The 24156-nt window shown below is 71.7% G+C and carries 18 protein-coding genes; 5 read left to right on the top strand and 13 right to left on the bottom strand.

Translation table 11 applies throughout. The annotated features are described in order from the left end of the window. Positions 1-37 precede the first annotated feature (37 nt). From OG948_RS26730 to pstC, 10 genes are all read right to left on the bottom strand, one after another. Positions 38-2638: a polynucleotide kinase-phosphatase gene (locus OG948_RS26730; protein ID WP_406298877.1), complete on the bottom strand. Its 2601-nt coding sequence runs from the start codon at positions 2636-2638 to the stop codon at positions 38-40. Continuing rightward, the gene (locus OG948_RS26725; protein ID WP_406298876.1) at positions 2635-4479 is read right to left on the bottom strand and encodes a 3' terminal RNA ribose 2'-O-methyltransferase Hen1; all 1845 of its coding nucleotides are present in this window, start codon (positions 4477-4479) and stop codon (positions 2635-2637) included. The genes OG948_RS26730 and OG948_RS26725 overlap by 4 nt, the downstream gene beginning before the upstream one ends. A gap of 116 nt (positions 4480-4595) precedes the next feature. Continuing rightward, entirely contained in the window at positions 4596-5537 is a 942-nt protein-coding gene (locus OG948_RS26720; RefSeq protein ID WP_406298875.1) for a MerR family transcriptional regulator, read from the bottom strand. 311 nt (positions 5538-5848) lie between these two features. Continuing rightward, positions 5849-6235 carry a hypothetical protein gene (locus OG948_RS26715; RefSeq protein WP_355529452.1) on the bottom strand — a complete coding sequence of 129 codons (387 nt, stop codon included), beginning with the start codon at positions 6233-6235 and terminating at the stop codon, positions 5849-5851. Next, positions 6213-6929 carry a phosphate ABC transporter ATP-binding protein gene (locus OG948_RS26710; RefSeq protein ID WP_406300346.1) on the bottom strand — a complete coding sequence of 239 codons (717 nt, stop codon included), beginning with the start codon at positions 6927-6929 and terminating at the stop codon, positions 6213-6215. The genes OG948_RS26715 and OG948_RS26710 overlap by 23 nt, the downstream gene beginning before the upstream one ends. Before the next feature lie 181 nt (positions 6930-7110). Continuing rightward, entirely contained in the window at positions 7111-8073 is a 963-nt protein-coding gene (locus OG948_RS26705; RefSeq protein WP_406298874.1) for a sortase, read from the bottom strand. Further along, the gene (locus OG948_RS26700; protein WP_406298873.1) at positions 8070-10349 is read right to left on the bottom strand and encodes a hypothetical protein; all 2280 of its coding nucleotides are present in this window, start codon (positions 10347-10349) and stop codon (positions 8070-8072) included. Before OG948_RS26700 ends, OG948_RS26705 begins: the two co-directional genes overlap by 4 nt. Before the next feature lie 205 nt (positions 10350-10554). Then, a complete protein-coding gene (gene pstS, locus OG948_RS26695; RefSeq protein ID WP_406298872.1) occupies positions 10555-12180 on the bottom strand; it encodes a phosphate ABC transporter substrate-binding protein PstS in 1626 nt (541 codons plus the stop codon). Further along, positions 12177-13355 carry a phosphate ABC transporter permease PstA gene (gene pstA / locus OG948_RS26690; protein WP_406298871.1) on the bottom strand — a complete coding sequence of 393 codons (1179 nt, stop codon included), beginning with the start codon at positions 13353-13355 and terminating at the stop codon, positions 12177-12179. The genes pstS and pstA overlap by 4 nt, the downstream gene beginning before the upstream one ends. A 49-nt stretch (positions 13356-13404) precedes the next feature. Further along, a complete protein-coding gene (gene pstC, locus OG948_RS26685) occupies positions 13405-14421 on the bottom strand; it encodes a phosphate ABC transporter permease subunit PstC (protein WP_406298870.1) in 1017 nt (338 codons plus the stop codon). A 371-nt stretch (positions 14422-14792) separates the two neighbouring features. On the opposite strand from pstC, the gene OG948_RS26680 reads away from it, so the two are divergent. From OG948_RS26680 to OG948_RS26670, 3 genes are all read left to right on the top strand, one after another. Next, complete coding sequence (locus OG948_RS26680) at positions 14793-15761, top strand: PstS family phosphate ABC transporter substrate-binding protein (protein ID WP_406298869.1); 969 nt, start codon at positions 14793-14795, stop codon at positions 15759-15761. A 489-nt stretch (positions 15762-16250) separates the two neighbouring features. Next, on the top strand, positions 16251-17024 hold the full coding sequence (locus OG948_RS26675) for a hypothetical protein (RefSeq protein WP_406298868.1): 774 nt from the start codon (positions 16251-16253) through the stop codon (positions 17022-17024). Positions 17025-17185: 161 nt separating this feature from the next. Next, positions 17186-18721, top strand: a complete 1536-nt coding sequence (locus OG948_RS26670; protein ID WP_406298867.1) for a hypothetical protein — start codon at positions 17186-17188, stop codon at positions 18719-18721. 170 nt (positions 18722-18891) lie between these two features. Here the strand turns inward: OG948_RS26670 and OG948_RS26665 are convergent, their stop codons facing one another. Beyond that, entirely contained in the window at positions 18892-19818 is a 927-nt protein-coding gene (locus OG948_RS26665) for an LLM class F420-dependent oxidoreductase (RefSeq protein WP_406298866.1), read from the bottom strand. Positions 19819-19956: 138 nt separating this feature from the next. Next, positions 19957-20508, bottom strand: coding sequence for a hypothetical protein (locus tag OG948_RS26660; RefSeq protein WP_406298865.1), 552 nt, complete (start codon positions 20506-20508; stop codon positions 19957-19959). 338 nt (positions 20509-20846) lie between these two features. On the opposite strand from OG948_RS26660, the gene OG948_RS26655 reads away from it, so the two are divergent. Together OG948_RS26655 and OG948_RS26650 are read left to right on the top strand one after the other, a co-directional pair. Further along, the gene (locus OG948_RS26655; RefSeq protein ID WP_406298864.1) at positions 20847-21203 is read left to right on the top strand and encodes a hypothetical protein; all 357 of its coding nucleotides are present in this window, start codon (positions 20847-20849) and stop codon (positions 21201-21203) included. Continuing rightward, entirely contained in the window at positions 21200-22546 is a 1347-nt protein-coding gene (locus OG948_RS26650) for a hypothetical protein (RefSeq protein ID WP_406298863.1), read from the top strand. The genes OG948_RS26655 and OG948_RS26650 overlap by 4 nt, the downstream gene beginning before the upstream one ends. A 187-nt stretch (positions 22547-22733) precedes the next feature. Here OG948_RS26650 and OG948_RS26645 read toward each other — a convergent pair whose 3' ends face one another. Further along, positions 22734-24104: a class I SAM-dependent RNA methyltransferase gene (locus OG948_RS26645; protein ID WP_406298862.1), complete on the bottom strand. Its 1371-nt coding sequence runs from the start codon at positions 24102-24104 to the stop codon at positions 22734-22736. Positions 24105-24156: the final 52 nt, after the last annotated feature.

Below are 24156 nucleotides of genomic sequence, written 5' to 3'. Positions count from 1 at the left end.
CCGGATACCGCCCTTGCTGCGAACAGGTGACGCGGACTCAGAGCCTGGGGTCCACCGGCTCCGATTCCAGCGCGAGTACGGCGAAGACCGCCTCGTGCACGCGCCACAGCGCCTCGCCGGCCGCCAGTCGGTCCAGTGCCTCGGCGCCCAGCGCGTGCTCGCGCAGCGCCATCGAACGCTTGTGGCCCAGGCCGCGATCACGCAACCGCTCCAGGTTCACCGGTTCGGTGTAGTCGGCGCCGTAGATGATCCGCAGGTACTCCGGACCACGGCACTTGACCCCGGGCTGCACACGTCGGTTCGCCACCCGCGCGGCCTCGCCCGCGAGCGGTTTGACGACCATGCCCTCACCGCCGGCCGCGGTCAGCGCGGTCCACCACTCGACGCCCGCCGCGACCTGTTCGTCGTCGGTGACGTCCACGACCAGTCGGCCGGTGGGCGCGAGCAACCCCGAGGTGTCGGCCGCCACCAGACGGTCGGCGAGCGCGAGATGCCACGCGTGGTCCCGCCCCAGGTAGGACCCGCCGCGCCCGGCGAGCACCTGGAACGGCGCGAAGCGCAGACCCGCGAGACCGTCGGTCTCCCAGCAGTACCGGCCGTACGCGTCCACGAAGGCGTGCGCGTTCGCCTCGCGGCCCCGGATCCGGTCGGCGAGCTCGCCGACGTCGATGCCGCGTTCGAGTGCACGCGCCAGCGCGGCGCCGGCGACCGGCAGCGCGGAGGTCGCGGCCGCGCCCACCGAGGCGTACTGCTGCCGCAACAACTCCTGCGCCTTCGCCGACCACGGCATCAGCTCGGCGTCGAACAGCAGCCAGTCGGTGTCCAGTTCCGCCCACAGCCCCGCGGCGTCGATCGCCGCGCGCAGCCGGTCCAGGAAGCCGTCGGTGGTGGCGCGGTCGGGGAAGAAGCCGCGGCCGGTGCGGGTCCACACCGCGCCCACACCCATCCCCTCGTCCACGCCGAACGCCTCGCGCGCGGCTGCCTCGTCCCGGCAGACCAGGGCGACCGCGCGCGAGCCCATGTGCTTCTCCTCGCAGATCACCGTGGTGACCCCGTCCGCGCGGAACTGCGCGAACGCCTCGGCCGGGTGTTCGAGCAGGCCCGGCAGCGTGCTGGTCGCGCACGGGGCCATCGTCGGCGGCAGGTACACCAGCCAGCGCGGGTCGATGGCGAACCGGCTCATCACCTCCAGGGCCGCCGCCGCGTTGTCCTGACGTACCGTCACCCTGCCCGCGCCGGCCGTCTCGACGTGCCGGCGACCGACCCCGCCGGGGCTCAGGTCGAGCACGTCGCCCAGGTCGAGGGTGCGCCCGTCCCGACCACCGGGGGCCTCCGAGGCCAACGGTCGCACCGGCTCGTACCAGACCTGCTCGGCCGCCACGGCGACCAACTCGCGCTCCGGCCAGCGCAGCGCGGTCAGCTCGCCGCCGAACACCGCTCCGGTGTCCAGGCAGATCGTGTTGTTCACCCACACGGCACGGGGCGTGGGCGTGTGGCCGTAGACCACGGTCGCCTTGCCCCGGTACTCGTCGGCCCACGGGTAGCGCACCGGCAGACCGTACTCGTCGGTCTCCCCCGTGGTGTCGCCGTACAGCGCGAAGCTGCGCACCCGACCGGACATCCGACCGTGGTACTTCTCCGGAAGACCCGCGTGGCACACCACGAGCCTGCCCTCGTCGAGCACGTAGTGGCTCACCAGGGACTCGCAGAAGTCGACCACCTCGGCGCGGAACTCCTCGCTCTCCGCGGCCAGTTGTTCGAGCGACTCGGCAAGGCCGTGGGTGGTCTTGACCTGCCGCCCCTTGAGCGCGCGCACCAACTTGTTCTCGTGGTTGCCCGGTACGCACAGCGCGTGCCCGGCGCCGACCATGCCCATCACCAGGCGCAGCACGCCCGGCGTGTCCGGTCCCCGGTCCACCAGGTCGCCGACGAACACGGCGGTGCGGCCCAGGGGGTGTACGGCGTCGACCGGGCGCCCCGCGTCGTCGCGGGTGATCCCGTAGCCGAGCTCGACCAGCAGCGCCTCCAACTCGGCGCGGCAGCCGTGGATGTCGCCGATCACGTCGAACGGCCCGGTCAGGTGCCGCAGGTCGTTGTATCGGCGCTCGTGCACGATCTCGGCGCGGGCGACCTCGTCCACGCCGGAGAGCACGTGCACCTTGCGGAAGCCCTCGCGTTGCAGGCCGCGCAGCGAGCGGCGCAGGTCCCGGTGCTGGCGCTGGACCACGTGCGGGGGCAGGTGCATCCGGTCCGGGCGCTCGGCGTTGCGTGCCTGGCACTCGGCCTCGGGGATGTCCAGCACGATCGCGACCGGGAACACGTCGTGGTCGCGGGCGACCTTGACCAGGTGCGCGCGGGCCTCGCGCTGCACGTTGGTCGCGTCCACGACGGTCAGCCGGCCGGACGCGAGTCGCATCCGGGCGACGTGGTGCAGCAGGTCGAACGCGTCGCCGGAGGCCGCCTGGTCGTTCTCGTCGTCGGCGACCAGGCCGCGGAAGTAGTCGGAGGAGAGCACCTGGGTGGGCTTGAAGTGGGTGCGGGCGAAGGTCGACTTGCCCGCGCCCGTGGTGCCGATCAGGACCACCAGGCACAGGTCGGGCATGGTCAATGCGCGGCGGGCGCTCGCGTCGTGGGTCATGCCGTTGCTCCGGTGCCTTCGTCGTTCGCGGTGGGGATGGGTATGGGCGTGGGCGTGGGGACGGCGGTGTCGGTGGGCCGGGGGGCATCGGCGGTTCGCGCGGTGCCGGCGGGTTCGGTCTCGGTACGGGTGAACACGGCCATCTGGGTGGAGGGGCCGACCTCGGGGTCGACCTCGCCGACCGGTTCGAAGCGGGCCGCGTAGCCGTACTTGGCGGCCGCCCGCTCGGCCCACGCGCGAAACGTGGCGCGGTCCCATTCGAAGCGGTGGTCGCCGTGCCGCATGGCGCCGGCCGCGAGGCCTTCGCCGCCCGGCTCCTCGGGGGCGTAGCGGATGTTGTATTCGACGTTGGGCGTGGTCACCACGACGGTGGCCGGCCGGGCCGCGCCGAGCACCGCGTACTCCAGGGCGGGCAGGCGCGGCTCGTCCAGGTGCTCGATCACCTCGCACAGCACGGCCGCGTCGTAACCGACGAGCCGCTTGTCGGTGTAGGTCAGCGCACCCTGGATCAGCCGCACGCGGTCGCGTTGGCGTTCCGACATCCGGGCGAGCTTGAGCTTGCGCTCCGCGATGGTGAGCGCGCGAGTGGACACGTCGACCCCGACGATCTCGCGGAAGCGCGGCTCCCGGAGCATCGACCCGATCAACTTGCCGTCGCCACAGCCCAGGTCGAGCACGCGCTCGGCCCCGGCCGCCCGCAGGGCCGCCAGGATCGCGTCCCGCCGCTGCCTGGCGAGCGTCATGGGCCGCTCGTCCGCACCCGCACCCACGGGTGCGCCCGCGACCACGGCGTCGGCGGTCGCCGGCGTAGTCGCGAGTGCCTCGTCCGCGGCAACGACACCTGCGCCCGCAGCGACATCACCCGCGGGCGCGGGCACCGGTACCCCGGTCGCGGGGGCACCTGCGGGCGCACTCTCGGCGGTCGCACCCGCCGGCGTCGCACCCACGCCCTCGGGCACGTCCGCAGCCGAAGCGGCGCTCGCGCTCACAACCGCGACTGCGACCGCGTCTGCGGCCGACTCCTCCGCCGCCCCCGCGTCCTCCTCGACCTCGTCCGGTACCGCGTTGTCCAGATTCTCCGGCGCGGTCTCGTCGATCTCGGCGAGGCGCTCGATCGCGCTGCGGGTGAGGGTGTGTCGCCGTGAGAGGTACCGGCTCGCGATCAGGTCCCGGTCCGGGTGCGCCGACAACCAGCCCTCGCCGGCGCGGAGCAGCTTGTCCACCTCGTCGGGCGCGACCCAGTAGTGCTTCGCGTTGTCCAATACCGGCAGCAGCACGTACAACTGCCGCAGCGCCTCCGCGAGCGGCATCGTGCCGGTCAGCGCGAGCCGCACATAACGCGAGTCGCCCCACGCCGGGAAGCGCGGGTCCAGCGGAATCGGCTCGATCGCCACCTGCCATCCCAGCGGTTCGAACAGCCGCCGGACCATCTCCTCGCCACCGCGCGCGGGCAGCGCGGGAACCTCGATCTCCAACGGCATCGGCGTCGCGGGCAGTTCGGGCCGCGCGTCGCAGCGCCCCTGCATCGCGGTACGGAAGACCGTGCCGAGTGCGACCGCGAGCAGCGACGAGGCGGCGTAGGGCCGGTCGTTGACGTACTGCGCGAGCGCGAGGTCGGGCGAACCCTTGGCGCCCTTGCCCCGCTTGACCCCGCGCGTGAGCGCGATCGGGTCGACGTCGAGCAGCAGCGCCGCGGTGCAGCGCGTGTCGTCGGCCTTGGGGTAGAAGACGTGTGCTTCGCCGTAGGTCGTGGAGAACCGTTGCGCCTTCCCGGGATGCTTGTGCAGCAGGAAGCCGAGGTCGGTGGCGGGCTGATGAGTGGTTGCGATGGTCAGGAACACCAGGCCGATTATGTGTCAGATGCCCACTCGCCGACGATCGCTTTTCACCGGTCTGCGCCGTCACTCCATACCCTCGCTCGGCACACCCTCGCCGTTACATCCCCTCCCCGGAGCCTTCACCCGTCGACGCCACTGTCGAGGCCACCGTCGACGTCGCCATCGAAGCCATCGAAGCCATCGTCGACGTCGACGTCGACCGACAGTTCCACCGCCATACGGGTCGCCGCCCCGGGCGCGCTCGCGAGCTCGCGCGGGCAGTGTTGGCGCAGGCTGCCCAGGTCGATCGACAGGTCCCGCGCGGCGGCGGCGCGCACGAGCGCGGCGAACGCCGGGTGTACGGCGGTGCCGTCGTCGGGGTCGTCGTCGGTGACCACGTGGTCGGTGCACAGTTCGCGGCCGGCCGGACGTACGCCGGCGATCGTCCGCCGGCCCGGGACGGACCAGCCCTCGGGGGCCGGTTCGGCGAGCGGCAGGCACAGGGCGACCTCTGCCCCAGCGGCGTCGGCGGGGCGTCCCAGGTCGAGCCAGAAGGCGCCGGTGGGTGCGATGCCGTCCGCGTGCAGGCTCGCGTACAGGTCGAGCAGTGCGCCCTCGATCGCGACGTCGGCGTCCACGACCGCGCCGTCCGAGCCCTCGATCACGGGCTCTCCGTCCTCGGGCGTCGCGACGTACTCGACGACGCCGACCCACGCCTGGGCTCCGGTCCGGCGCACTCGCACGTCGTAGTCCACGTCGGCGCCGGCGAGCACCCGCTCCGCCGCCGCGATCGCCCGGTCCTCGCGTGCTCGTTCGGTTCGGACCGCCTCCCGGCGCGCCCGCAGCGCCTCGTGCGCGGAACCGCCGTCGCCCATCGCGGTGCGGATCGCCGCGAGCGGCACGCCGGCCGCGCGGAGCGCGCGGACCAGACCCGCCTGTTCGAGTTGGCCGATCGTGTACCGGCGGTAGCGCGTGTGCGGATCCACGTCCGCGGGCACCAGCACGCCCTGTTCGTCATACCATCGCAGCGCTTTGACGGTCAGGCCCGTGGCGCGCGCGAAGTCTCCGATGCCGAGGAACATCCCCATCACCTCCCGATCGACCACAGTGCCCTCTCCCGTGACGGGAGGGTCCACCGCGGGGCCACCGGGAGGTCCAGCGCATGCGCTCGGGAGGCTCCATCGGCCGGGCACCGGAAGGCCCGGCGTAGGGGCACCGAAAGCTCCACCACACGAGCACCGGAAGGCCCGGCCCAGGGGCGCGGGAAGCTCCACAACCCCGGAAAGGTCTGCGCAGGGGCGCGGGGAGGTCCCAGCCGCAGGGGTACGGGAGGTCCCGGCCGCAGGGGCGCGCCGCCACGATCGTCGTGATCGCGGCGGGCGCGCGGCCCGGGTCACCAGTCGTCGGGCTCGGTGACGGTCAACAGGCGGACGAATCTCTCGTAGGACACCTGGCAACTCTCCAGGCGCTCGTAGGTGCGGGCCGACAACGCGACCGGAGCGCTGGGTTCCAGAGCCACGCTCCAGAACCAGCCCGGCGCTCCGGTGGCCCGTCCGATGACGGGCACGAGGTCGACCACCCGGCGACGCAGCCGGTCCAACTCGATACGGCAGGCCCCCGCCGTGACATGGCCACGAGCGGACCGCGCGAGCACGCGGCCGTTCGGGGCGATGAGCCGCCACCGCACGTGCTGCTCGGCGTCCAGGTGGACGTCGTAGCGCGCGTGCCGTTCCGGCGTACCGTCCGGGGCCCGCGACTCATCCGAAGCGACCGGCGACATAGTCGGCCGTCCGGGGGTCGCGGGGGGCACCGAAGATCGCGGCGGTGGGTCCGGCCTCGACGATGTGGCCGGGGGTGTTCTCCGCCGCGAGGAAGAACGCACAGTGGTCGGAGACACGTTGGGCCTGCTGCATGTTGTGCGTGACGATCACGATGGTGATGTCGTCGCGCAGCTCGCCGATGGTGTCCTCGATCCGCCGGGTGGAGGTCGGGTCGAGCGCCGAGCAGGGCTCGTCCATGAGCAGCACGTCCGGGTCGACCGCCAGGGAGCGGGCGATGCAGAGACGTTGCTGCTGGCCCCCGGAGAGCGCGCCGCCGGGTTGCCTGAGCCGATTTCTCACCTCCATCCACAGGCCGGCCCGAACCAGCGAGGACTCCACGACGGCGTCCTTGTCCGCGTTGCGCACGCCGGTCAGCTTCAGGCCGGCGACCACGTTGTCGTAGATGGACATCGCCGGGAACGGGTTGGGCTTCTGGAAGACCATCCCGACCCGCCGCCGGGTCTCGATCGGGCGGCGGGTGGAGTCGTAGATGTCCTCGCCGTCGAGCAGGACCCGGCCCGCGAGTTGGGCGCTGGGCACGAGTTCGTGCATCCGGTTGAGGATGCGCAGGAACGTGGACTTGCCGCAGCCGGACGGCCCGATCAGGGCCGTGACGGAGTTGGCCGCCATCACGAGGTCGACGCGTTCGAGCACCTTGTGGGTGCCGAACCAGGCGCTGACGGCCTCCGCGGTGAGCGTGGAACCACGCCCGCCGGCGGATTGGGCCGGTAAAGGCTGGGTCTCAGCTGCGGGAGCGAGAGTCGTCGCACCGCTGTCCGGGCTGGTCACGTGCGGAGCCTCCGGGGTATGGAGTGGGACGGGACGAGAACCGGCGTCAGAGCGTCGCCGGGAGTACGCGAGCGGCGGATTCGTACAGTGCCCACACGACGGCGAGCACGACCGGGGTGCCGAGCAGGAGCGTGACTCGGCGATCGGGATGGCGGCGCAGCGCCCAGGCCAGGACGACGAGCACGAGGGTGAACGCCTGTGCCCACAGCAGCAGTCGCACGCCGGCGTCCGCGTAGCCGCCGGTGCCCTTCTCGTCCGCGCGTAGACCTTGCGAACGGCGGCCCTCCTGGGCCTTGAGGGCGCCCTGCAGTTCGGCGATGACCACGGTGCGACCGCCGGGCCGGATCCACGAGTCGGCGGTGATCAGCACGAGCCGGTTCTCCCGGCCGGGCGCGAGCACGTCGTCCTTGCCGTTGGTCACGTGCCGGTGTTCGATCACCTTGTAGGTGAACTCGCCCTGCTGGGTGGTGGCTTCGATGCGCTGGCCGACGCGCAGCTTGCCGATGTCGCGGAACGGGCCGCCGAAGGTGTGCGCGCGGCCCATGATCACGCTGTGTCCGCCCTGGCCGGGCAGGCCGCTGGTGCGCAGGTGTCCGGGTCCCTTGGCGAGCGAGTCCGCGGTGGTGCCCTCGACCACGACCTGCCTGAGGCCGATCGCGGGGACCCGCAACATCGCCACGGGGCTGCCCTTGTCGATGCTGCCGCCGAGCGGGCCGACGTCGCGGTAGAGCTCGTCGGAGAGCCGGTCGGCCAGGATGCTCTGGTCGCGCGCCTGTTGGATGTCGGAGACCACGTACAGGTAGCCGACGAAGCCCGCGATGAGCAGCGCGAGCAGCGCGACCGACGCGCCGGCGATCGTATACGGGTCGGGGCGCCCCGCACGCGGCTTGATCGCGCTCGCGGGCGGTCGCGCCCCGGTGCCCGCGGGTGCGCCCGCGGGCGTCGATGTGGTCGCGGGGGCGGTCGCCGGCGCGGTCGCGGGCACCTTGGAGACGGTGTCGGCGGTCATGCGGCTGCCCCCTGGCGACCGATCAGGCGCAGGACGGCGGCCACCGGTGGTGGCCAGTCGCCGGTGCGGCGCTTGTGCCCGAGCGAGAGCAGCACGGGGCAGGCGAGCAGGGCGGCCCCGCTCACGCACATCAGGATCAGCAGCACGACCGCGGACGGGTCGCCGGCGAGCGCGTCCTTGATCACGTTGGCGACCGAGGGGAACGGGTTGTTGTCGGCGGGCGGGGCGGCCGCGCCGACGGGGGCGGTGGAGGGCGCGGTCGACGGCGCCGCGGTCGGGGTCGTGCTCGGGTCGGTCGCGGGCGGGGTGTTCGGGTTGCCCGTGTTGCCGGCGCTCGTGCCCGCCGAGGTGCCCGCGTTGTTGTTGTCGCCGCCTTGGTCGACCGGCGGCGGGGTGGTGGGCGGCGGCTCTCCGGTCCACTTGGGCGCGGCGGCGATCTTCTGCCGGGCGGCGGCGATCTGCTGCTTCTGGGCGTCGCTGAGCGGGATGTAGCCGGGCGGCAGGCTGCCGGGCTGGAAGCTCCCGGTCTGCACCTGGCCGGCGGTGGCCGCGTAGGCGAGGAAGGCGTCGATCTTGGCGGCCTTGGCGGCGGTGAGCTTGTCCGTGGAGACCATCGCCACGTCGGTGACGGTGAGCGGGTAGGCGTTCGCGACCGTGCTCTGGAAGTCGTTGGTCAGCGTCACCCCGTCCGGCCCCGGCTTGGCGGCGGCGAGGCCGGCGCGCACGGTCGCGGGGTCGGTCGGGTCGACGAAGTTGCCCGCCGCGTTGCGGATCTTGGCCACCGGCGTGCCCATCCGGGTGGCCGCCTCGACCGAGGTGATCGCCATGACGCTGTGGAAGCCGTACTTGTCCTGACCGTCGTCCTTGGGACCGACATCGGTCATCGAGCGGTTGGTCGGCACCGAGTTGCCCAGCCGGTTGGCGATGTCCTCGTACACCGTCTGCGGCACGTTCACATCGACGAGCATCTCCAGGCGGTTGGTGTACACCGCGAGCGGATAGCCGACGTTGCCCACGCGCCACTCCGCGGGACACACCACGTTGTTCCGGTCCGGTGTGCCCGACAGCCACGCCAGGGTCTCCCGGTCGGAGGCCAGCCACGTGGTCAGCGCCCAGATGGTGTCGTCCTGGACACCGCGCAGGATCGGGGTCCGGATGTTCCCGGGCCAGTTGCGGGTGTCGTTGATGGCGGTGAACTCCGGGTCCGTCCACAACGACCTGATCGAACCGGGCGTCTGCGGCGCGGCCGGATACGCGCCGGTGATCAGCTTCGCGATCAGACGGGGTGTCAGTTTCATCGACGGAATGGGCAGGTGGGTCTGCACGTCGTCGATGTTGAACGCGAACGCCAGCGCCCCGTTGGTCAGCGGCGCGTACACCGTCTTGGCCTTGTCGCGGATGCCCGGCAGCGGTACCGGACGGGCCTGGTCGAGTGCGCCGCCGATCGGCTGTTGGGTGACGCCGATGTCGACCCCGTCGCTGAGGAAGACCTCGCGACCGCTGGGTCCGGAACCGGCGCTCACCGTCATGTTGACCGCGTTGTTCCGGGCGGAGCACAGCCCGAACACCCACGAGGCTCCCGCCTGGGTGAACTCGCCGGAACCGTTGACCGACAGGTCCGGGTGCTCCATGCCCGGGCACGCGTCGGGCGTGGGTACGAAGGACAGCGGCGTGAACGCGGCCTGCCCGGCGGCGAAGGCCAGTTCCATGTCGGTGTCTCGAGGCGCCAGGGTGTCGCCCAGGAGCACGGTGGACAAGGGGCGGAAGGACGTGGCGGTGCTTGTCTCGTCGGGCATCACGAACACCGCGATCGAGCACGCCTGCCGGTCGGAGCAGCCGAGTTCGGCCAGTTGCAGTGCGGGCCGCACCTGGATCCAGACCTGTCCCGATCCGTCCGCGGAGGTGGGCAACCCGGTCTGCTTGGTCGCCAACCCCGGCGGCAGTCCGTCCGGTTGGCTGATCTCCTGGCCGTTCTGCGTCCAGCGCGGAGCCCAACAGTCCCGGGGCTTGGGCGTGGTGCCCTTGCACTGCATCACCACGATGCTGTTGGTGCCGGCGGCGAGCGTGAAGCCGGTCCACTTCACCAGGATGCGCTGGTTGACCAGGTTGGCGCTCTGCGACACGGTCACCGCGGGCCGGGCCGGCTCAGCCGCGCCGGCGGAGCCCGCGACCACGCTCAGCCAGCCGGCGAGCAGGGCCACGCACAACGCGAGGACGCCGGCGACGGACAGGGCTCGTCCCTCCGACGAGGCGGCGGATCGTTCGGTGCCCGTCACGGCGACTCCACTTCTTTCGCCCGCGTTCGGGATCGACTCCCGGCGAGGACGACCCGCGCCGATCCTCGCGCGGCGCGGCGGCACCGCGGGAGCGGAAACCGACACGGTGTTCGAAAGTTCGCCTGCGCCGCACGGACCGGACATCTCCCGGTCACCCGACCCGACCGGCTCGACCGGCTCCACCGGCTCCACCGGCTCCACCGGCTCAACCGACATCGGGCCCACGTCCTCGACCGAGCCGGCTGTACAGGAACGGGGCGCCGAACACGGCCGCCGCGAGGCAGACCAGGGTCAGCGCGTAGAACCACACCGGTGGCAGCGGTGGCGAGTCGCCCGCTTCGACGGATCCCGCGCTGACGGGCCCGCCGTTGCCCTTGTCCCCGCCGGCCACGACCTCGCCTGTGCCCGCGTCGGGCGTACCGCCGTTGCTCCCGTCCCCGCCCTGCGCCCCGGCCGTGCCCCCGGCACCGGGGTCACCCGGTGTGGGCGTGGAACTCCCGCTCGGGTTGGCCGAGTTGTTGTTGTTCCCGTTGTTGTTGTTCGTGTTGTTGTTCTGGTTGCCGCCGTTCTGCTGCGGCTGCTGCTGTTGTTGCGACTTCTGCTCCGGCGGGACCCAGGACGGGTCGAAGGTCGGGTTCGGGCAGGCGTCGAAGTCGGCCTTCGTCGGCTTGTCCAGGTTCGCCGGCATCGCTCCCGGGTCCGGCGCGCCGGGGATCGACTTGATCGCCTCGTAGCCGAAGCTGACCAGCTTGGGCGGCAGCGGTGAGTACCCCAACCTCGGGGCCTGCGCCTGCCCCGCGCACAGGAAGTACTTGATGAACTTGCCGAGCGTCTCGCCCTTGGCCTCGTTGAACGAGAACTGCTTGGCGGCCGGCACGATCATGTAGCTGTAGCTGGAGATCGGATACGCGCGCCGATCGGCGTTGGTGTAGACGTCGTCGAGGATCTGCGTGCTGTCCGGGTTCAGCCGGGCCTTGGTGAGCGCGACGGCCACCGCGTCGGAGGTGGGCTGGACGTACACCCCGCCGGCGTTCCTGACCGAGGCGACGGGGAACTGGCGTTGGAGGGCGTACGCGGTCTCCACGTAGGTGATCGCACCGTCGCCGTAACCCGCCGCGACGTAGTTGGCCACGCCCTCGGAGCCCGCCTGCGCCTTGGCCGCGCCCTTGACCGGGAACTCGGAGGTCATCCCGCCGGGGAAGAACGGCCGCCAGATGTCGTTGACCTGGTTGGTCAGGAAGGCGGTGAACTGCGCGCTGGTACCCGAGCCGTCGGAGCGCACGACCGGGGTGATCGGGGTCGACGGCAGCGAGAGCGCCGGGTTGTCGTCCTTGATCGCCTTGTCGTTCCACAGCTTGATCTGGTTGGTGAAGATCCCGGCGATGGTGCGCGGCGACAGTTGCAGGTTGCGTACCTGCTGGCCGCGGATCTTGAGGTTGTACATGAACGAGGTACCGCCGGCGACGATCGGCAGGTACTTGAACTTGGTGTTCGTGCTCGCCAGCGCCGCGAGTTCGTTGGTCGCCTTGCCGGTGCGGTCGACGTAGTTGCCCTGGAAGGGGATCTCCGACACCGCGAAGTCGACGAGGTGTTGGGAGAAGTCGGTGCGTCCGGCGGTGGAGCCGTTCTGGTTGTAGTCGACGGCGAGGCCGCGGGCGGCGACGTCGGCCGCCCATTGCTTGGTCGCGGGCGCGCTCCACGTTGAGCCGCTGCCGTGGATCGCGGCGGCGGCGGACGCGCTGTCGGCGGGCATCAGGGTGAGCGGGACGGCGAGCGCGGACGCCGTGGCCAGTCGTAGCAAGAGCGCGGGGACGCGCCTGATCCTGGTCATGAGGTGGGCTCCGGGGTGAGGGACTTGGCGACGGCGGAGCGCTGCCGCTTGCGACGCCCGGACTCGCCGGGGGTGCGCCCGCCGATCAGGCGCGCGAGGGTGAACAGCACGAGGACGATCAGCAGCAGGGTGACGCCGGCGCCCCACGCGAGGGAATTGAGCTCGTCGCTGGGCGACTTGTAGTTCTCCCAGATGAAGTACGGCAGCGAGTTCTGCACACCGCTGAAGGGGTTCCAGTTCATGCCCGCGCTGCCGCCCGCGACCAGCAGTACCGGCGCGGTCTCGCCGACCACGCGGGCGCAACCGAGGATGACCGCGGTCACCAGGCCGCTGCGCGCGGTGGGCAGGACCACGTTCCACAGGGTGCGGAACTCCCCGGCGCCCAGCGCCAACGAGGCCTCGCGCAGCCCGTTGGGCACCAGGCGCAGCACCACCTCGGTCGCGCGGGTGACGACCGGCATCATCTCGACGGACAGCGCGAGACCGGCGGCCAGGCCGCAGAAGCCCTGGCCGAGCGAGATGACGAAGAAGGCGTAGACGAACAGGCCCGCGACCACCGAGGGGATCGCGGTCATCGCCTCGACGACCACCCGCACCACGGCCGCGAACCGGCCGCCGACCTCGTTCATGTAGATCGCGGCGGTCACCCCGAGCGGGACGCTCAGGACGATCGCGATGCCCATCTGCTCGAAGGTGCCGACGATGGCGTGTGCGGCGCCGACCGCGACGCCTTCGGTGCTCAGCGCGCTGAAGTGTCGCTGGGTGGCGGTGAAGAAGTCGGCGTGCAGAATCTGGCCGAAGCCCTTGACGAAGACGTACCCGATCACGGTCGCGACCGTGCCGACCATCAGGGCCGCGCCGGTGGAGATCACCGCGCCCGCGACCCGGTCGCTCGCGGCCACCCGGTCCAGGCGCATGCGGGTGGCGGTGGCGTACAGCACCAGGAAGCACACGTACGCGGTGATCAGGTATCCCTGCCAGCCGGTGACCGGCAGGATCCGCCCGTAGAGCACCCAGGCGAGGCTCGCGCCCGCGACCCCCGCGCCGAGCGCGACGCCGACGTCGTCGGGGGCCACGCGGCGCAGCGCCACGCGGGCTTCCTCCGGTGGTCGCGGCGCGGTCGCGGGCGGCGGCGCGTCGGGCCCGGGCCGAACGATCGGCTCGGTGACGGTCATCGTCGTGGATCCCCTCGGTGGTGGGTCTGGTGGAGCCGCTGTTCGGTGTTCAGATCTCGGTGGACTTGCCGCTGCGCGAGCGCGCGACCAGCACACCGGCGACGGTGTTGACGGCGAGGGTGAGGACGAAGAGCGCGAGGCCGGCGGCCATCAGCGCGGAGATCGACTCGTTGTCGGCCTCGCCGTACTTCAGGACGATCAACGAGGAGATCGTCGAGCCCTGGCCGTCGAGGATGCGGAACGAGAAGTCGGTGTTGAACGAGATGATCATCGCGACGGCGATGGTCTCGCCCAGGGCCCGGCCCAGGCCGAGCATGATGCCGCCGATCATGCCGCCGCGACCGAACGGCAGGACCACCGCGCGGATCACGCCCCAGCGGGTGGCGCCGAGCGCGAGCGCGCCCTCCTTCTCCCCGACCGGCGCCTGGCCGAACACCTCGCGGCTGACCGAGCAGCAGATCGGGATGACCATCGTGGACACGACCACGCCGGAGATGAACAGCGACGAGCTGAACTGGCTGTCCACGAAGCGGGCTTTCACGTCGATCGTGCGGATCTCGAAGATCGGCAGGAATTCCAGGTTCGTGGCGAGCCATCGGCTGACCGGGATCAACTGGGGTTGCAGCACGAAGAAGCCGAAGATGCCGTAGATGATGCTGGGCACCGCGGCCATCAGGTCCACGGTCGAGGTGAGCACGCCGCGCAGGCGTCGGGGCGCGAACTCGGTGATGTACAGGGCCGCGGTGAGCGCGATGGGCACCGCGACCACGAGCGCGACGAGCGCGACCAGGACCGTGCCGGTGAGCAGGCCGCGTACGCCGAACGTGCCGGACTTGGGCTCCCACACGTCCTCGGTCAGGAATCCCCAACCGGCCCGATCCAGTGCGCTGCTGCCCTGGTAGAGCAGGTAGCCGCCGATCGCGACGAGCAGCCCCAGGACCAGGATCGCGACGCCGCGCGTGGTCCAGCGGAAGGCGTGGTCGGCCCTGGTCCGGCGTACCACGATCCGCCGGGGCCGATCGATGAGTTCCGGCGACTCGGGTGCGAACACGGGCGGATGTGCCATGGCTGTCGGCTCCTGGAAGCGGGTGGCGAACCGACCTGACCGTTCGTCATGTCGCCCGGCGATCAAGCCGGATGCCCCTCGCCTGGAGACAACCAGAGCGCAGCCCCTCGGCAACTGTCCGCTACGGAAACAACCGGTGCCGAGGGTGTACGGCAGTTGTCGTATCCGTGCCGCTCCGGTTGTGGAGTATCCGGTTTCCGTTACAGGCGCGGTCCGTTCGTGTCGGCGCCTCGTGCGGCCCGGTGCCGTTTCCCTGCCGGACATCCCACGACGATCAAGCCGCCGGCAGCGTTGTCGGCGTCGGCCACTGCGGTCGACGGCCAGCAAATGCCAAGAGAGAGTTGAGACTTCGAATGTCCAGCGTCTTCAGCATGCGCAAGACCGCCACCGTACTGGGCACCGCGACCGCCGCCATGGCGCTCGTCGTCGGCGCCAACGCGTCGGCGAACGCGGCCACTTACGTCAACGCCGGTTCGGACACGCTGCAGAACGTCACCGCGGCGCTTGCGTCGGACTATGCCGCCAACGTCGACCCGGGCGGCAACAACTGGATAACCGTGAACGCCGGCGTCCCGGCCGGTGGCCAGGCCACCGGCAAGGCGGCGTGCAACACCCAGTACGGCACCGGCGCCAACCCGTGGCCGAACGGCTCGAGCGCCGGCATCAACGCGCTGCTGGCCGAGCGCGCCGGTACCAGTGCCAACTGCCTCAACTTCGCGCGTTCCTCGCGTGGCCCGAAGGCCGGTACCGCCGAGACCACGCTCACCTTCGTCCGCGTCGGCGGCGACGCGGTCACCTGGGCCACCAAGAAGGCCGGCGCGCCCGCGAGCCTGACCTCGGCGCAGCTGCACGGCATCTACGACTGCTCGATCACCAACTGGAGCCAGATCAACCCGAGCCTGTCGGGTGCGATCCAGAAGCACATCCCGCAGGCCGGTTCCGGCACCCGCCAGGAGTTCATCGACAAGGTGCTCGGTGGCTTCGACCCGACCTCGGCCGCGAACGGCGCCTGCGCCGCGACCGTGATCCAGACCGCGCAGGAGAACCGCGGCGACGCGCCGCAGATCACCACGACCGACGCGATCATCCCCTACTCGCAGGCCGCGTACGGCGAGCAGACCACCCCCGCGTCGGGCGTGACCAACCACACCAACGGCTTCACCCCGCGCCAGATCGACGGCAAGGCGCCGAACGCGACCGGCTTCGTCGGCAACCGCTCGGTCTACTTCGTCTACGACCCGCTGGACACCGAGAGCGACACCGACACGATCGCGTTCATCAACTGGGCCAAGGCCCCGGCTCAGCTCCCGATCTGGCAGACCTTCGGCTTCGTCGCCTAGTCCTCGCCCGAGCCGAACCGCACGACGTGACCAGTGGCGGGCCGTCCCGAATCGGGGGATTCGGGACGGCCCGTCCCACGGGCCTTCGGGCCCGTGGCGCAACCCCTTCTCGATGAGCGCGGGGCCCCGCGCGAGTACGGTCTCGGTGTTCGCGCGCACGACGCGGCCGCCGAGGAAGGCCGGCAGCGGTGGGTTCGCCCTGGACGACACCGCGACGATCGTGTGCACCAGGGGGCCGAGGCTCCGGCGCAGCTCCCGATCCGGGCCTTCCACGGTTTCAGGCCCTGATTGTCGCCGGGCCGACGTGATGCTCCGACTCGGCCGCCTTCCCGATCCGATGTCTCGAGAGTCCTCGCGGCACTGTTCACCCTCCGGTGGCGGATCGCTCATCCATTCGCCATCGCGAGCGCCTGACGTTTCCCTCGCGGATGCCCAATCGGCCGCCGCGTGCTGTTTTGCTCGAACCCACTGACCCCGGAAGGGCATTTCATGAAGCTCCGTCGTCTGCTCGCGCTCACGGTCGCGGTTCCGGCCGCGCTCGCGATCGCCTCCGTGCCGGCCATCGCCACGGACGCCGCTCCCACGTCGTCGGCGACCACCGCGCCGGGCACGATCAAGGTGAGCCCGCTGTACGGCCCGGCCGACGCCACCGGCAAGGCGACCGTCCGCGCGAGTGTGCCGTGTGGCCCCGACGCGACCGCGTTCCGGTTCGTGGTGCGTTCGGAGGGCGCCAACGAGCGGGTCTTCGGTGGCTCGTTCCTGGGCACCCCGCTGCCGGCCGACAAGGTCGCGGACACCGCGGTCGTCGGCCAGCGTGCGCTGTTCCCGGTCGGCTCCGCCACGCAGGAAGGCGTCGCGCACAAGCTCGTCGCCCAGTGCTACACAACCGGCGCCGACGGTGTGCTGACCATCACCGAGCCCGCGTCGGTCGACCTGCGCGTCAACTCCGGCGTGTGGAGCGCTCTTTCGCCCGAGGCCCGGGCGCTGCCGACCAAGATCGGCGCGCTGCGCTTCGGTCTGGTCCTGTTCCGCGGCTTCGCGCCCGGTGAGCATGTGGACGGCGCGGTGCGCGCCGCCGACGGCACCTCCACCCCGGTCTCGCTCCAGCCGCAGATCGCGCCCGACGGCACCTGGGGCGGCGCGCTGCTGACGCTTCCGGCGACCGTGGCCGACGGTTCCTACACGCTCGTGCTCTCCGGCACGGACTCGAAGGCGACCACCTCGGTCGCGATCACCCTCGACTCGTCCCGCCTGTGGTGGTGACGCGGCGTCGGTGACAACGCCTTGGGCCGCCGGGATTCTCCCGGTGGCCCACTTGCGATCCGTCCCCGTTTTCCTTTCTTCTCAACGGAGTTGACCAGATGAGCCTAAGACTCGCGCGCGTGCTGGCATCGTGCGGAGCCGGGCTGCTCGTAATGTCGGCCATGCCGACGCTCGCGGCGGCAGCCGACTCCGGCTCCCCGACACCGACGATCGTCGTCGCTCCGGGCACCGGCAAGATCGATACCAAGGTCACGATGAAGGCGACGGTGCCCTGTGCGGAACCGGCCGTCAACTTCCGGTGGACCGTGTCCGGGGGCACACTCACGACGCCGCGTCTGATCGGGGGCGAGACCGGCGATCCGCTTCCCGCCGATCGCATCCCCGACCGCACCGCGCCGATCCGGTTGTTCCTGGCGGCGACCGATCTCACGGGCACCTTCAAGATGACCGCGCAGTGTGTCAGCGAACTCGGCGAGTTGCTGAGTGAACCCGCGTCGGTCGACATCACCACGGCGGACGGACCGGACGGCAAGACGTGGAGCGTGGCCGCTCCGCCCACCTCCGAGCCGCCGACCACCGCGCCGCCGACGACGACGCCCCCGACCGGCGAAAACGAGACGCTCGTTCTCGATCCCACGAGCGGTGAGTTGGGGGCGCGGGCGAGCATCACCGCCGCGAAGGCGTGTCCTCAAGCAGCGACCAAGTTCCTGTTCATCATGACTCCTCCCGGGGGCGGCTCCGAGATTCGCATCGGCGGATTCTCCCCGCAGCCGCTGCCGGCGGACCGCAAGCCGGCGATTACGCCGAAGCCGATCAACCCGAACGGGGCGGCCGGTGACTACCGCGTCCGGGCCCAGTGCCTGGATGACGCCGGCACGGTGGTGGCGAACGACCTCGCGCGGGTCAACCTGAAGCTCGAGGGGACCACCTGGAAGGTGGTGGCCACGGTCGTCCCGACCGTGGGCTTCGACGAGGAGATCAAGATTCCCGACGCGGCCGGCGTCGAGGTCAACTACTCGCTCTCGTTGACGAACTTCCCCGCGAGCGTCCCGTTCAAGGCCACGGTCACCAAGAAGAACGACACAACCTTCCCTTCGGTCGATCTGGCCTCGGACCGGACGGACGCACAAGGTCTCTTCACCGCGGTCCGCTCCGTCTTCCCGCGGACCGCGGCCACGTGGACCGACGGCGACTACGTCCTGACGGTCACCGCGTCCGAGACCGGGCCCAAGGTCGAACGGCCCTTCAAGATCACGCTCGTGCACGCCGGAGCCACCAACGGATCGACCACCGGCACCACGACGGGCACCACGACCGGTACCACCACGGGCACCACCACCGGCACGACCACCGGGACCACCACCGGCACCACGGCCGGTGACACCACCGGAACGACCACGGGTACCACCACCGGCACCACGACCGGAACAACGACGGGCACCACGACCGGCACGACCACCGGAACGGCCTCCGGCACCAGTTCCGGTACCTCCGCCGGCAGCGGCAACGGAGGTGGCGGCGGTAGCCTCGCGCGCACCGGAAGCCTGCTGGACCCGCGCCTGCTCGGCACCGCCGGCGGCACGCTCCTGATGATCGGCGGCGTCATGTGGTACCGCGCACGCGGCACCCGCAGCGCGCTGCTCGCGGGCAGCGGTACCTTCGGCGACGGCGACGAGGACACTCCCGCGACCCCCTGACGACGGGGGAGCACACCGAACGGCCGCCCGCTGTGGCACTGGGGGCGGTGGGGTGAGAAGAGGGGCTCTGTCGCAGCGCACGGGCTGCGACAGAGCCCTTTCCCGTTCCCTCCGGGTCTCCCGGGGTCCCCGGTGCCCCTGGGCGTCCCGTTCACCCTCGGTTCGCCGGTTCAGCCGCCGAGCTGGGTCATCACCTCCGACGCGATCAACTCCAGGTGGTCCAGGTCGTCCAGGTCCAGGATCTGGAAGTAGATCCGGGTCGAGCCGATCTCGGCGAACCGGCCTATCTTGTCCACCACTTCGCCCGGTGAACCGGCGAGGCCGTTCTCCCGGAGCTCGGCGGGTTCGCGGCCGATCACCCCGGCGCGTCGGGCCACCTCGGCGTCGTCCTTGCCCACGCAGGCCACCAGCGCGTTCGAGAAGACCATGTCCTCCGCCTCGCGGCCGTGCTCGATCAGCGCGCCCCGGACCCGCTCGAACTGCTGCGCGCTGGTGTCCACCGACCCGAACGGGAAGTTGAACTCGTTCGCGAAGCGGGCGGCCAGCGCCGGCGTGCGCTTGGCGCCGAAGCCGCCGATCAGGATCGGCGGGTGCGGGTGCTGCGCGGACTTGGGCAGCGCGGGCGAGTCGGCCAGCGAGTAGTGCCGCCCGTCGTAGCGGAAGGTGTCGCCGACCGGGGTGTCCCAGAGCCCGGTCAGGATGTCCAACTGCTCCTCGAGCCGCCCGAACCTCTCGCGCGGGAACGGGATCCCGTAAGCGGTGTGCTCCTGTTCGAACCAGCCCGCGCCGATGCCCAGTTCGACCCGGCCCCCGGACATCGCGTCGACCTGCGCGACCTGGATCGCGAGCACGCCGGGCAGGCGGAAGGTCGCCGCCGTCATCAGCGTGCCCAGTCGGATGCGCTTGGTCTCCCGGGCCAGTCCGGCCAGGGTGATCCACGCGTCGGTGGGACCGGGCAGGCCGTCGCCACTCATGTGCAGGTAGTGGTCCGAGCGGAAGAAGGCCCCGAAGCCGAGGTCTTCGGTGGCCTTGGCCACGGTCAGCAGCGTGTCGTAGGTCGCGCCCTGCTGAGGTTCGGTGAAGATTCGAAGATCCATACGCCCATCCTCTCCCGAGCGCGCGAGTCGCACGGGAGCCGACCCCGCGCAGCACACGGAAGCCGAGCAGGCGCACCGCACGCGCCCCGAGCGAACGCACCGCACGGAGACGGTGCGGCCTCGGCGCGCGGGACGCGATCACGCGAGCCGCGCGGGGAAGGGCAGCACGTGCGCCGAACCGCGCCGCCGGCGTGGCGGGATCGCGGGGGCGTGCCGATGTGGTCGGCCCGACCAGGTCGCGGTCTCCTCGGCCGCGCGCAGCCGGACCAGATTGCGAAAGACAATCGCCCAGGCCGCCGCGCAGGCCCGGCGCTCGGCGGGCTCGAGCCGCGCCCAGTCCCCGCAGGGGTTGTCCGCCACTCCTTGCCGAGCCAGGAGCGTGAGCACCTTGGCCACTCGCCCGAGCACTCGGGCGGCGCCCGCGATCGGCACACTCGCCGGATCGCCGCCGGGCAGCGGAACCACCGTGTCGGCGTCCGGACCCACGATCCGGGCGACGATCTCCCGGGCGTCGCCGAGTTCGTCGGCGACCCGACACAGGCAGCCGCCCCGGTCCGGCTTGCCGCTCCAGGCGTGCACCACCTCCTGCACGGTGTGCAGCGCGAGGGCGACGGCGGCCAGCGCGCGTGGCGTGGAATCGACGGTGGCCAGTTCGTCGTCCAGTTCGGCGAAGGTCTCAATGGTGTGCATGATCGCTCCCTCGTGCGGTGCTCGTCCGGCTCGCCTGGTGTCGGTCCGGTGTGTTCACGACGCCTCCAGGTTGCGCCCGAGGGACGGACGAATCGCCCGTCACTGAACAATCTGTGGACAACCAAGCGGATTTTGGCGCGGTTTCACTCTCCGGAGTGACGTACTCCCCCGGTTGTCCACAGGACTTCGGCACGCAGAGTGACCGTGTGCCAACCTGATCGTTTCCCGGGAGGGTGCCTCGATCGATTCCCGACCGAGCACCGCGTTCCGGCCGGCCCGCGCCCGAGGGCGACCGGCGATCGAGCACACGGCACGAACACACATCAGGGGGTGGTGGCATGTCCCGCACCGACGGCGACGGCACGGCGGGCTACACCGTCGACACCGGCGAACTGCACGGTCTGGTCCGGCGTTTGCACAACATCGGCACCGACTACCTCGCGCGCGGCTGCTTCGCCGAACCCGCCCGGGTCGCGGCCGACACCGCACTGGGCACCGACGCCCTGGGCTCGCTCCCGGGCGCCGCCGAGCTGAGCGACCGGCACCGCCGCGCCTCGGCCCGGATGGTGGACCTCCTGACCGAAATCCGCGCCGAGTTGGCCGCGACCCGGGTCGAACTCGGCCGCACCGCCGACCGGTTCACCGACACCGAGGCCGAGGTCGGCACACTGCTGCGCACGATGGCGCCGCGATGACCGCCCCCGACGCCGTGGAAGCGTACGCGGCGATCCACGCGGCCCGGCCCGGTGAGGTCGGCGCCGCGGCCGACGGTTGGCGCCTGGCCGCCGCCCGACTGGCCGAACTGAGGGACGCGCTCGCCGAGACCGCCCGGCACGGCGCGCGGATCTGGACCGGTGGCGGCGCCGAGCGATTCACCGCCCGCTGCCACGCCCTGGCCGACGCCGCCGATCGACTCGCCGCCCAGGGCACCGCCCTGCACGAGCACCTCGGCGCGGCGGCCCAAGCCCTGGCCCTGGCTCAGGAGCACGCGTCCGACCCGACGGCCGCGCCAGCCGCCGCCACGCGCCTGGAGGACGTGTATCGCGACCTCGGCGACCGCCTGTGCGCCCTGCCCGACCCACCGAGCCCCGCCGACGCACCGAAACCCACACCATCGAGCGCGACCACGACCACCGACATCACCGACATCACCGACCGGACCTCACCCCGCCCATGCACAGCGGCCACCACCCCGGCCACCACCGATCCCGCTACTCCCGATCCCGCCACTCCGGACTCCACTACTCCCGAACCCACCGGCAGCGACCCCATCGCCCCCGCAGCCGACTCCATCCCGACAGCTGCGCCGGACGAGACCACACCCCCGCCACCCGCCGCCACAACGGCCTCGTGCGAGCCTCCCGAGCCTCCGACTCCCGAGGCCCCCTCGACGCTGCCACCGACCACAACGACGTCGACGACCTCGACGACCACGCCGCCCCCACCACCCCCGCCGACTCCGCCGACTCCGCCGACCACTCCACTGGCCACCTGCATGGCCACCACGACGCCGCCCCCACCACCGCCCGACGTCCCACCCCCACCCGCGTCCGCATCCGCTCCCGTTCCACCCCTCCCGCCACCCCCGAGCACCTGCGCCGCACCCCCATACCCGCCCGCCCCACCGGCCCCGCCCGTCGTCGGCACCCCGCTGCCCCACGAGCCCCGCCCGGTGCGCCCGGCCGGAATCGGTCCACACCTCCAACACACCGCGCCATCACCCTCGACCCCGGTCGCCCCGGTGACCGGCATCCGGATCGCACCCGGCCTACGCGGCGACGGCAGCGGCAACAACGACGGCCCGGCAAGCACCCACGACGCCGCGCACTCCGCCCCCGTCCCCAACCTCGTCGGCGGCACCGCCCACAACGGCACCCCCGCCATCCCCACGTCCCCCACGTGGGTGACCGCCCCCACCACAGCCGGCACCCCCGCCACCCCAACCCCCCGCACCCGCCCCGGCACCCGCTACGCAACCCATCCGGCCGAAGACTGGTGGACCACCCCACCGCCGCCCCAGGCACCGCCACCGGCCTAACCCAGCCCCGTCGCAACCCAACTCAACCCAACCCAGCCCCACACCCGAACACACGAAAGGGCCGCCCCGACCAAACCGGGACGGCCCTGCACCAAACACCTACACCTACCTACCTACTACCAACACCCACACACACCCACACACACCCACACACACCCACGACCAACCCCCACCACCCCACGGCCGATCACCGCCGCCCGCGCCCACCGTCCCGCTTCGCCGCACGCGGCGCCGGCTCCAGAATCGCCACCGACTCCACGTGATGCGTGTTCGGGAACAAATCGAACGACCGCACCGACCGCAGCTTGAACCCGACACCCGCGAAGTACGCCACGTCGCGCGCCAGCGCCGCCGGGTCGCAGGCCACATACGCGACCCGTCGCGGCGTCAGCCGCGCGATCCGCTCGACGACCGCCTTGCCCGCACCCGCGCGCGGCGGGTCCAGCACCACGATGTCGGCCCGGCGCAGGAAGCCCGGTCGGCTCAGCACCTTCTCCACCGTGCCGGTCTCGAACCGCGCGCCCGGCACGTCCCGAAGGTTGTGGATCGCGTCCTCGACCGCCTGCTTGGAGCTCTCGATCCCGATGATCGTGTCGCTGTCCGCGAGCCGCTCGGAGATCGCGCCCGCGAACAGGCCGACGCCGCAGTACAGGTCGAGTGCCAGGTCGCCCGGTCGCGGCTCCAGCCCTTCCACGACGGCCTGCACGAGCACGTCGGCCGCGGCCGGGTGCACCTGCCAGAAGCCGCCCGCCGAGACCTTCCAGGTCCGTCCCGCGGCCACCTCGCGCACCGCCGGTCGGCCGTGCACCTTGCGTACCCGGCCCTTGTCGTCGGCCCGGAACACCGACACCGCGCGGTTCAGCTCGACGATCGGCATCCGCCCGTCCGCGCCCTCGGCGGGCACCACGGTGACCGCGCGATCCAGCGAGCCGGTCGCCGAGATCGCCTCGACCGAGGCCACACCGGGCCACTCGTGCGCCTCGATGCCCAGTTCCTCGACGCCGGGCGCCGCGATCGGGCAGGAGTCGATCGGCTGCACGTCGTGCGAGCGGTGCTTGCGCAGCCCCGCGCGGCCGGTCGCCGGGTCCACGGTGAACTGCACGCGCGTTCGCCAGCCGAGGCCCTCGGGCATCCCTGGCGGGCTGTCCACGCCCTCGACCTCGACGTGTACGTCGACCTTGCCCAGCCGCGACAACTGCTCGGCCACCACGTCCGCCTTGAGCCGGCGCTGCGCGGCGGGCGTGGCGTGCTGCCAGTCGCAGCCGCCGCACATACCGGGACCGGCCACCGGGCACGCGGGGGTGATCCGGTCCGGCGAAGCGGCCAGCACCTCGACCACGTCACCACGCAGGAAGCGCGACGCGGGCCCGCCGTCGGTGATCTCCACGACGGCCCGCTCGCCCGGGAGCCCGTGCCGGACGAAGATGACGCGGCCCTCGTGGCGGGCCACGCAGTGCCCACCGTGAGCGACCGGGCCGATCTCGACCTCGTACCGCTCACCCCGCAGGGACTGGTCCGATTCGGGGGTGGTCGATCCGACAGGCACGGCACTCCTCATACAGCTCAGCTCGCACAGACATCGACAAGAGTTTCGGTGATCCCTCGGCCGG

Origin of the sequence: Embleya sp. NBC_00888, assembly GCF_045207655.1 — a bacterium.
Classification (GTDB): Bacteria; Actinomycetota; Actinomycetes; order Streptomycetales; family Streptomycetaceae; genus Embleya.
The sequence above is the reverse complement of the archived record's forward strand: the minus strand, read 5'-3'. Positions and strand labels throughout refer to the sequence as shown.

Excerpts from the sequence above, each read along its gene's own strand:
- OG948_RS26730 (WP_406298877.1), bottom strand. The coding sequence starts at position 2,638 with ATGACCCACGACGCGAGCGCCCGCCGCGCATTGACCATGCCCGACCTG.
- OG948_RS26720 (WP_406298875.1), bottom strand. The coding sequence starts at position 5,537 with ATGTTCCTCGGCATCGGAGACTTCGCGCGCGCCACGGGCCTGACCGTC.
- OG948_RS26715 (WP_355529452.1), bottom strand. The coding sequence starts at position 6,235 with ATGTCGCCGGTCGCTTCGGATGAGTCGCGGGCCCCGGACGGTACGCCG.
- OG948_RS26705 (WP_406298874.1), bottom strand. The coding sequence starts at position 8,073 with ATGACCGCCGACACCGTCTCCAAGGTGCCCGCGACCGCGCCGGCGACC.
- pstS (WP_406298872.1), bottom strand. The coding sequence starts at position 12,180 with ATGACCAGGATCAGGCGCGTCCCCGCGCTCTTGCTACGACTGGCCACG.
- pstA (WP_406298871.1), bottom strand. The coding sequence starts at position 13,355 with ATGACCGTCACCGAGCCGATCGTTCGGCCCGGGCCCGACGCGCCGCCG.
- pstC (WP_406298870.1), bottom strand. The coding sequence starts at position 14,421 with ATGGCACATCCGCCCGTGTTCGCACCCGAGTCGCCGGAACTCATCGAT.
- OG948_RS26680 (WP_406298869.1), top strand. The coding sequence starts at position 14,793 with ATGCGCAAGACCGCCACCGTACTGGGCACCGCGACCGCCGCCATGGCG.
- OG948_RS26675 (WP_406298868.1), top strand. The coding sequence starts at position 16,251 with ATGAAGCTCCGTCGTCTGCTCGCGCTCACGGTCGCGGTTCCGGCCGCG.
- OG948_RS26670 (WP_406298867.1), top strand. The coding sequence starts at position 17,186 with ATGCCGACGCTCGCGGCGGCAGCCGACTCCGGCTCCCCGACACCGACG.
- OG948_RS26665 (WP_406298866.1), bottom strand. The coding sequence starts at position 19,818 with ATGGATCTTCGAATCTTCACCGAACCTCAGCAGGGCGCGACCTACGAC.
- OG948_RS26660 (WP_406298865.1), bottom strand. The coding sequence starts at position 20,508 with ATGCACACCATTGAGACCTTCGCCGAACTGGACGACGAACTGGCCACC.
- OG948_RS26655 (WP_406298864.1), top strand. The coding sequence starts at position 20,847 with ATGTCCCGCACCGACGGCGACGGCACGGCGGGCTACACCGTCGACACC.
- OG948_RS26650 (WP_406298863.1), top strand. The coding sequence starts at position 21,200 with ATGACCGCCCCCGACGCCGTGGAAGCGTACGCGGCGATCCACGCGGCC.
- OG948_RS26645 (WP_406298862.1), bottom strand. The coding sequence starts at position 24,104 with ATGAGGAGTGCCGTGCCTGTCGGATCGACCACCCCCGAATCGGACCAG.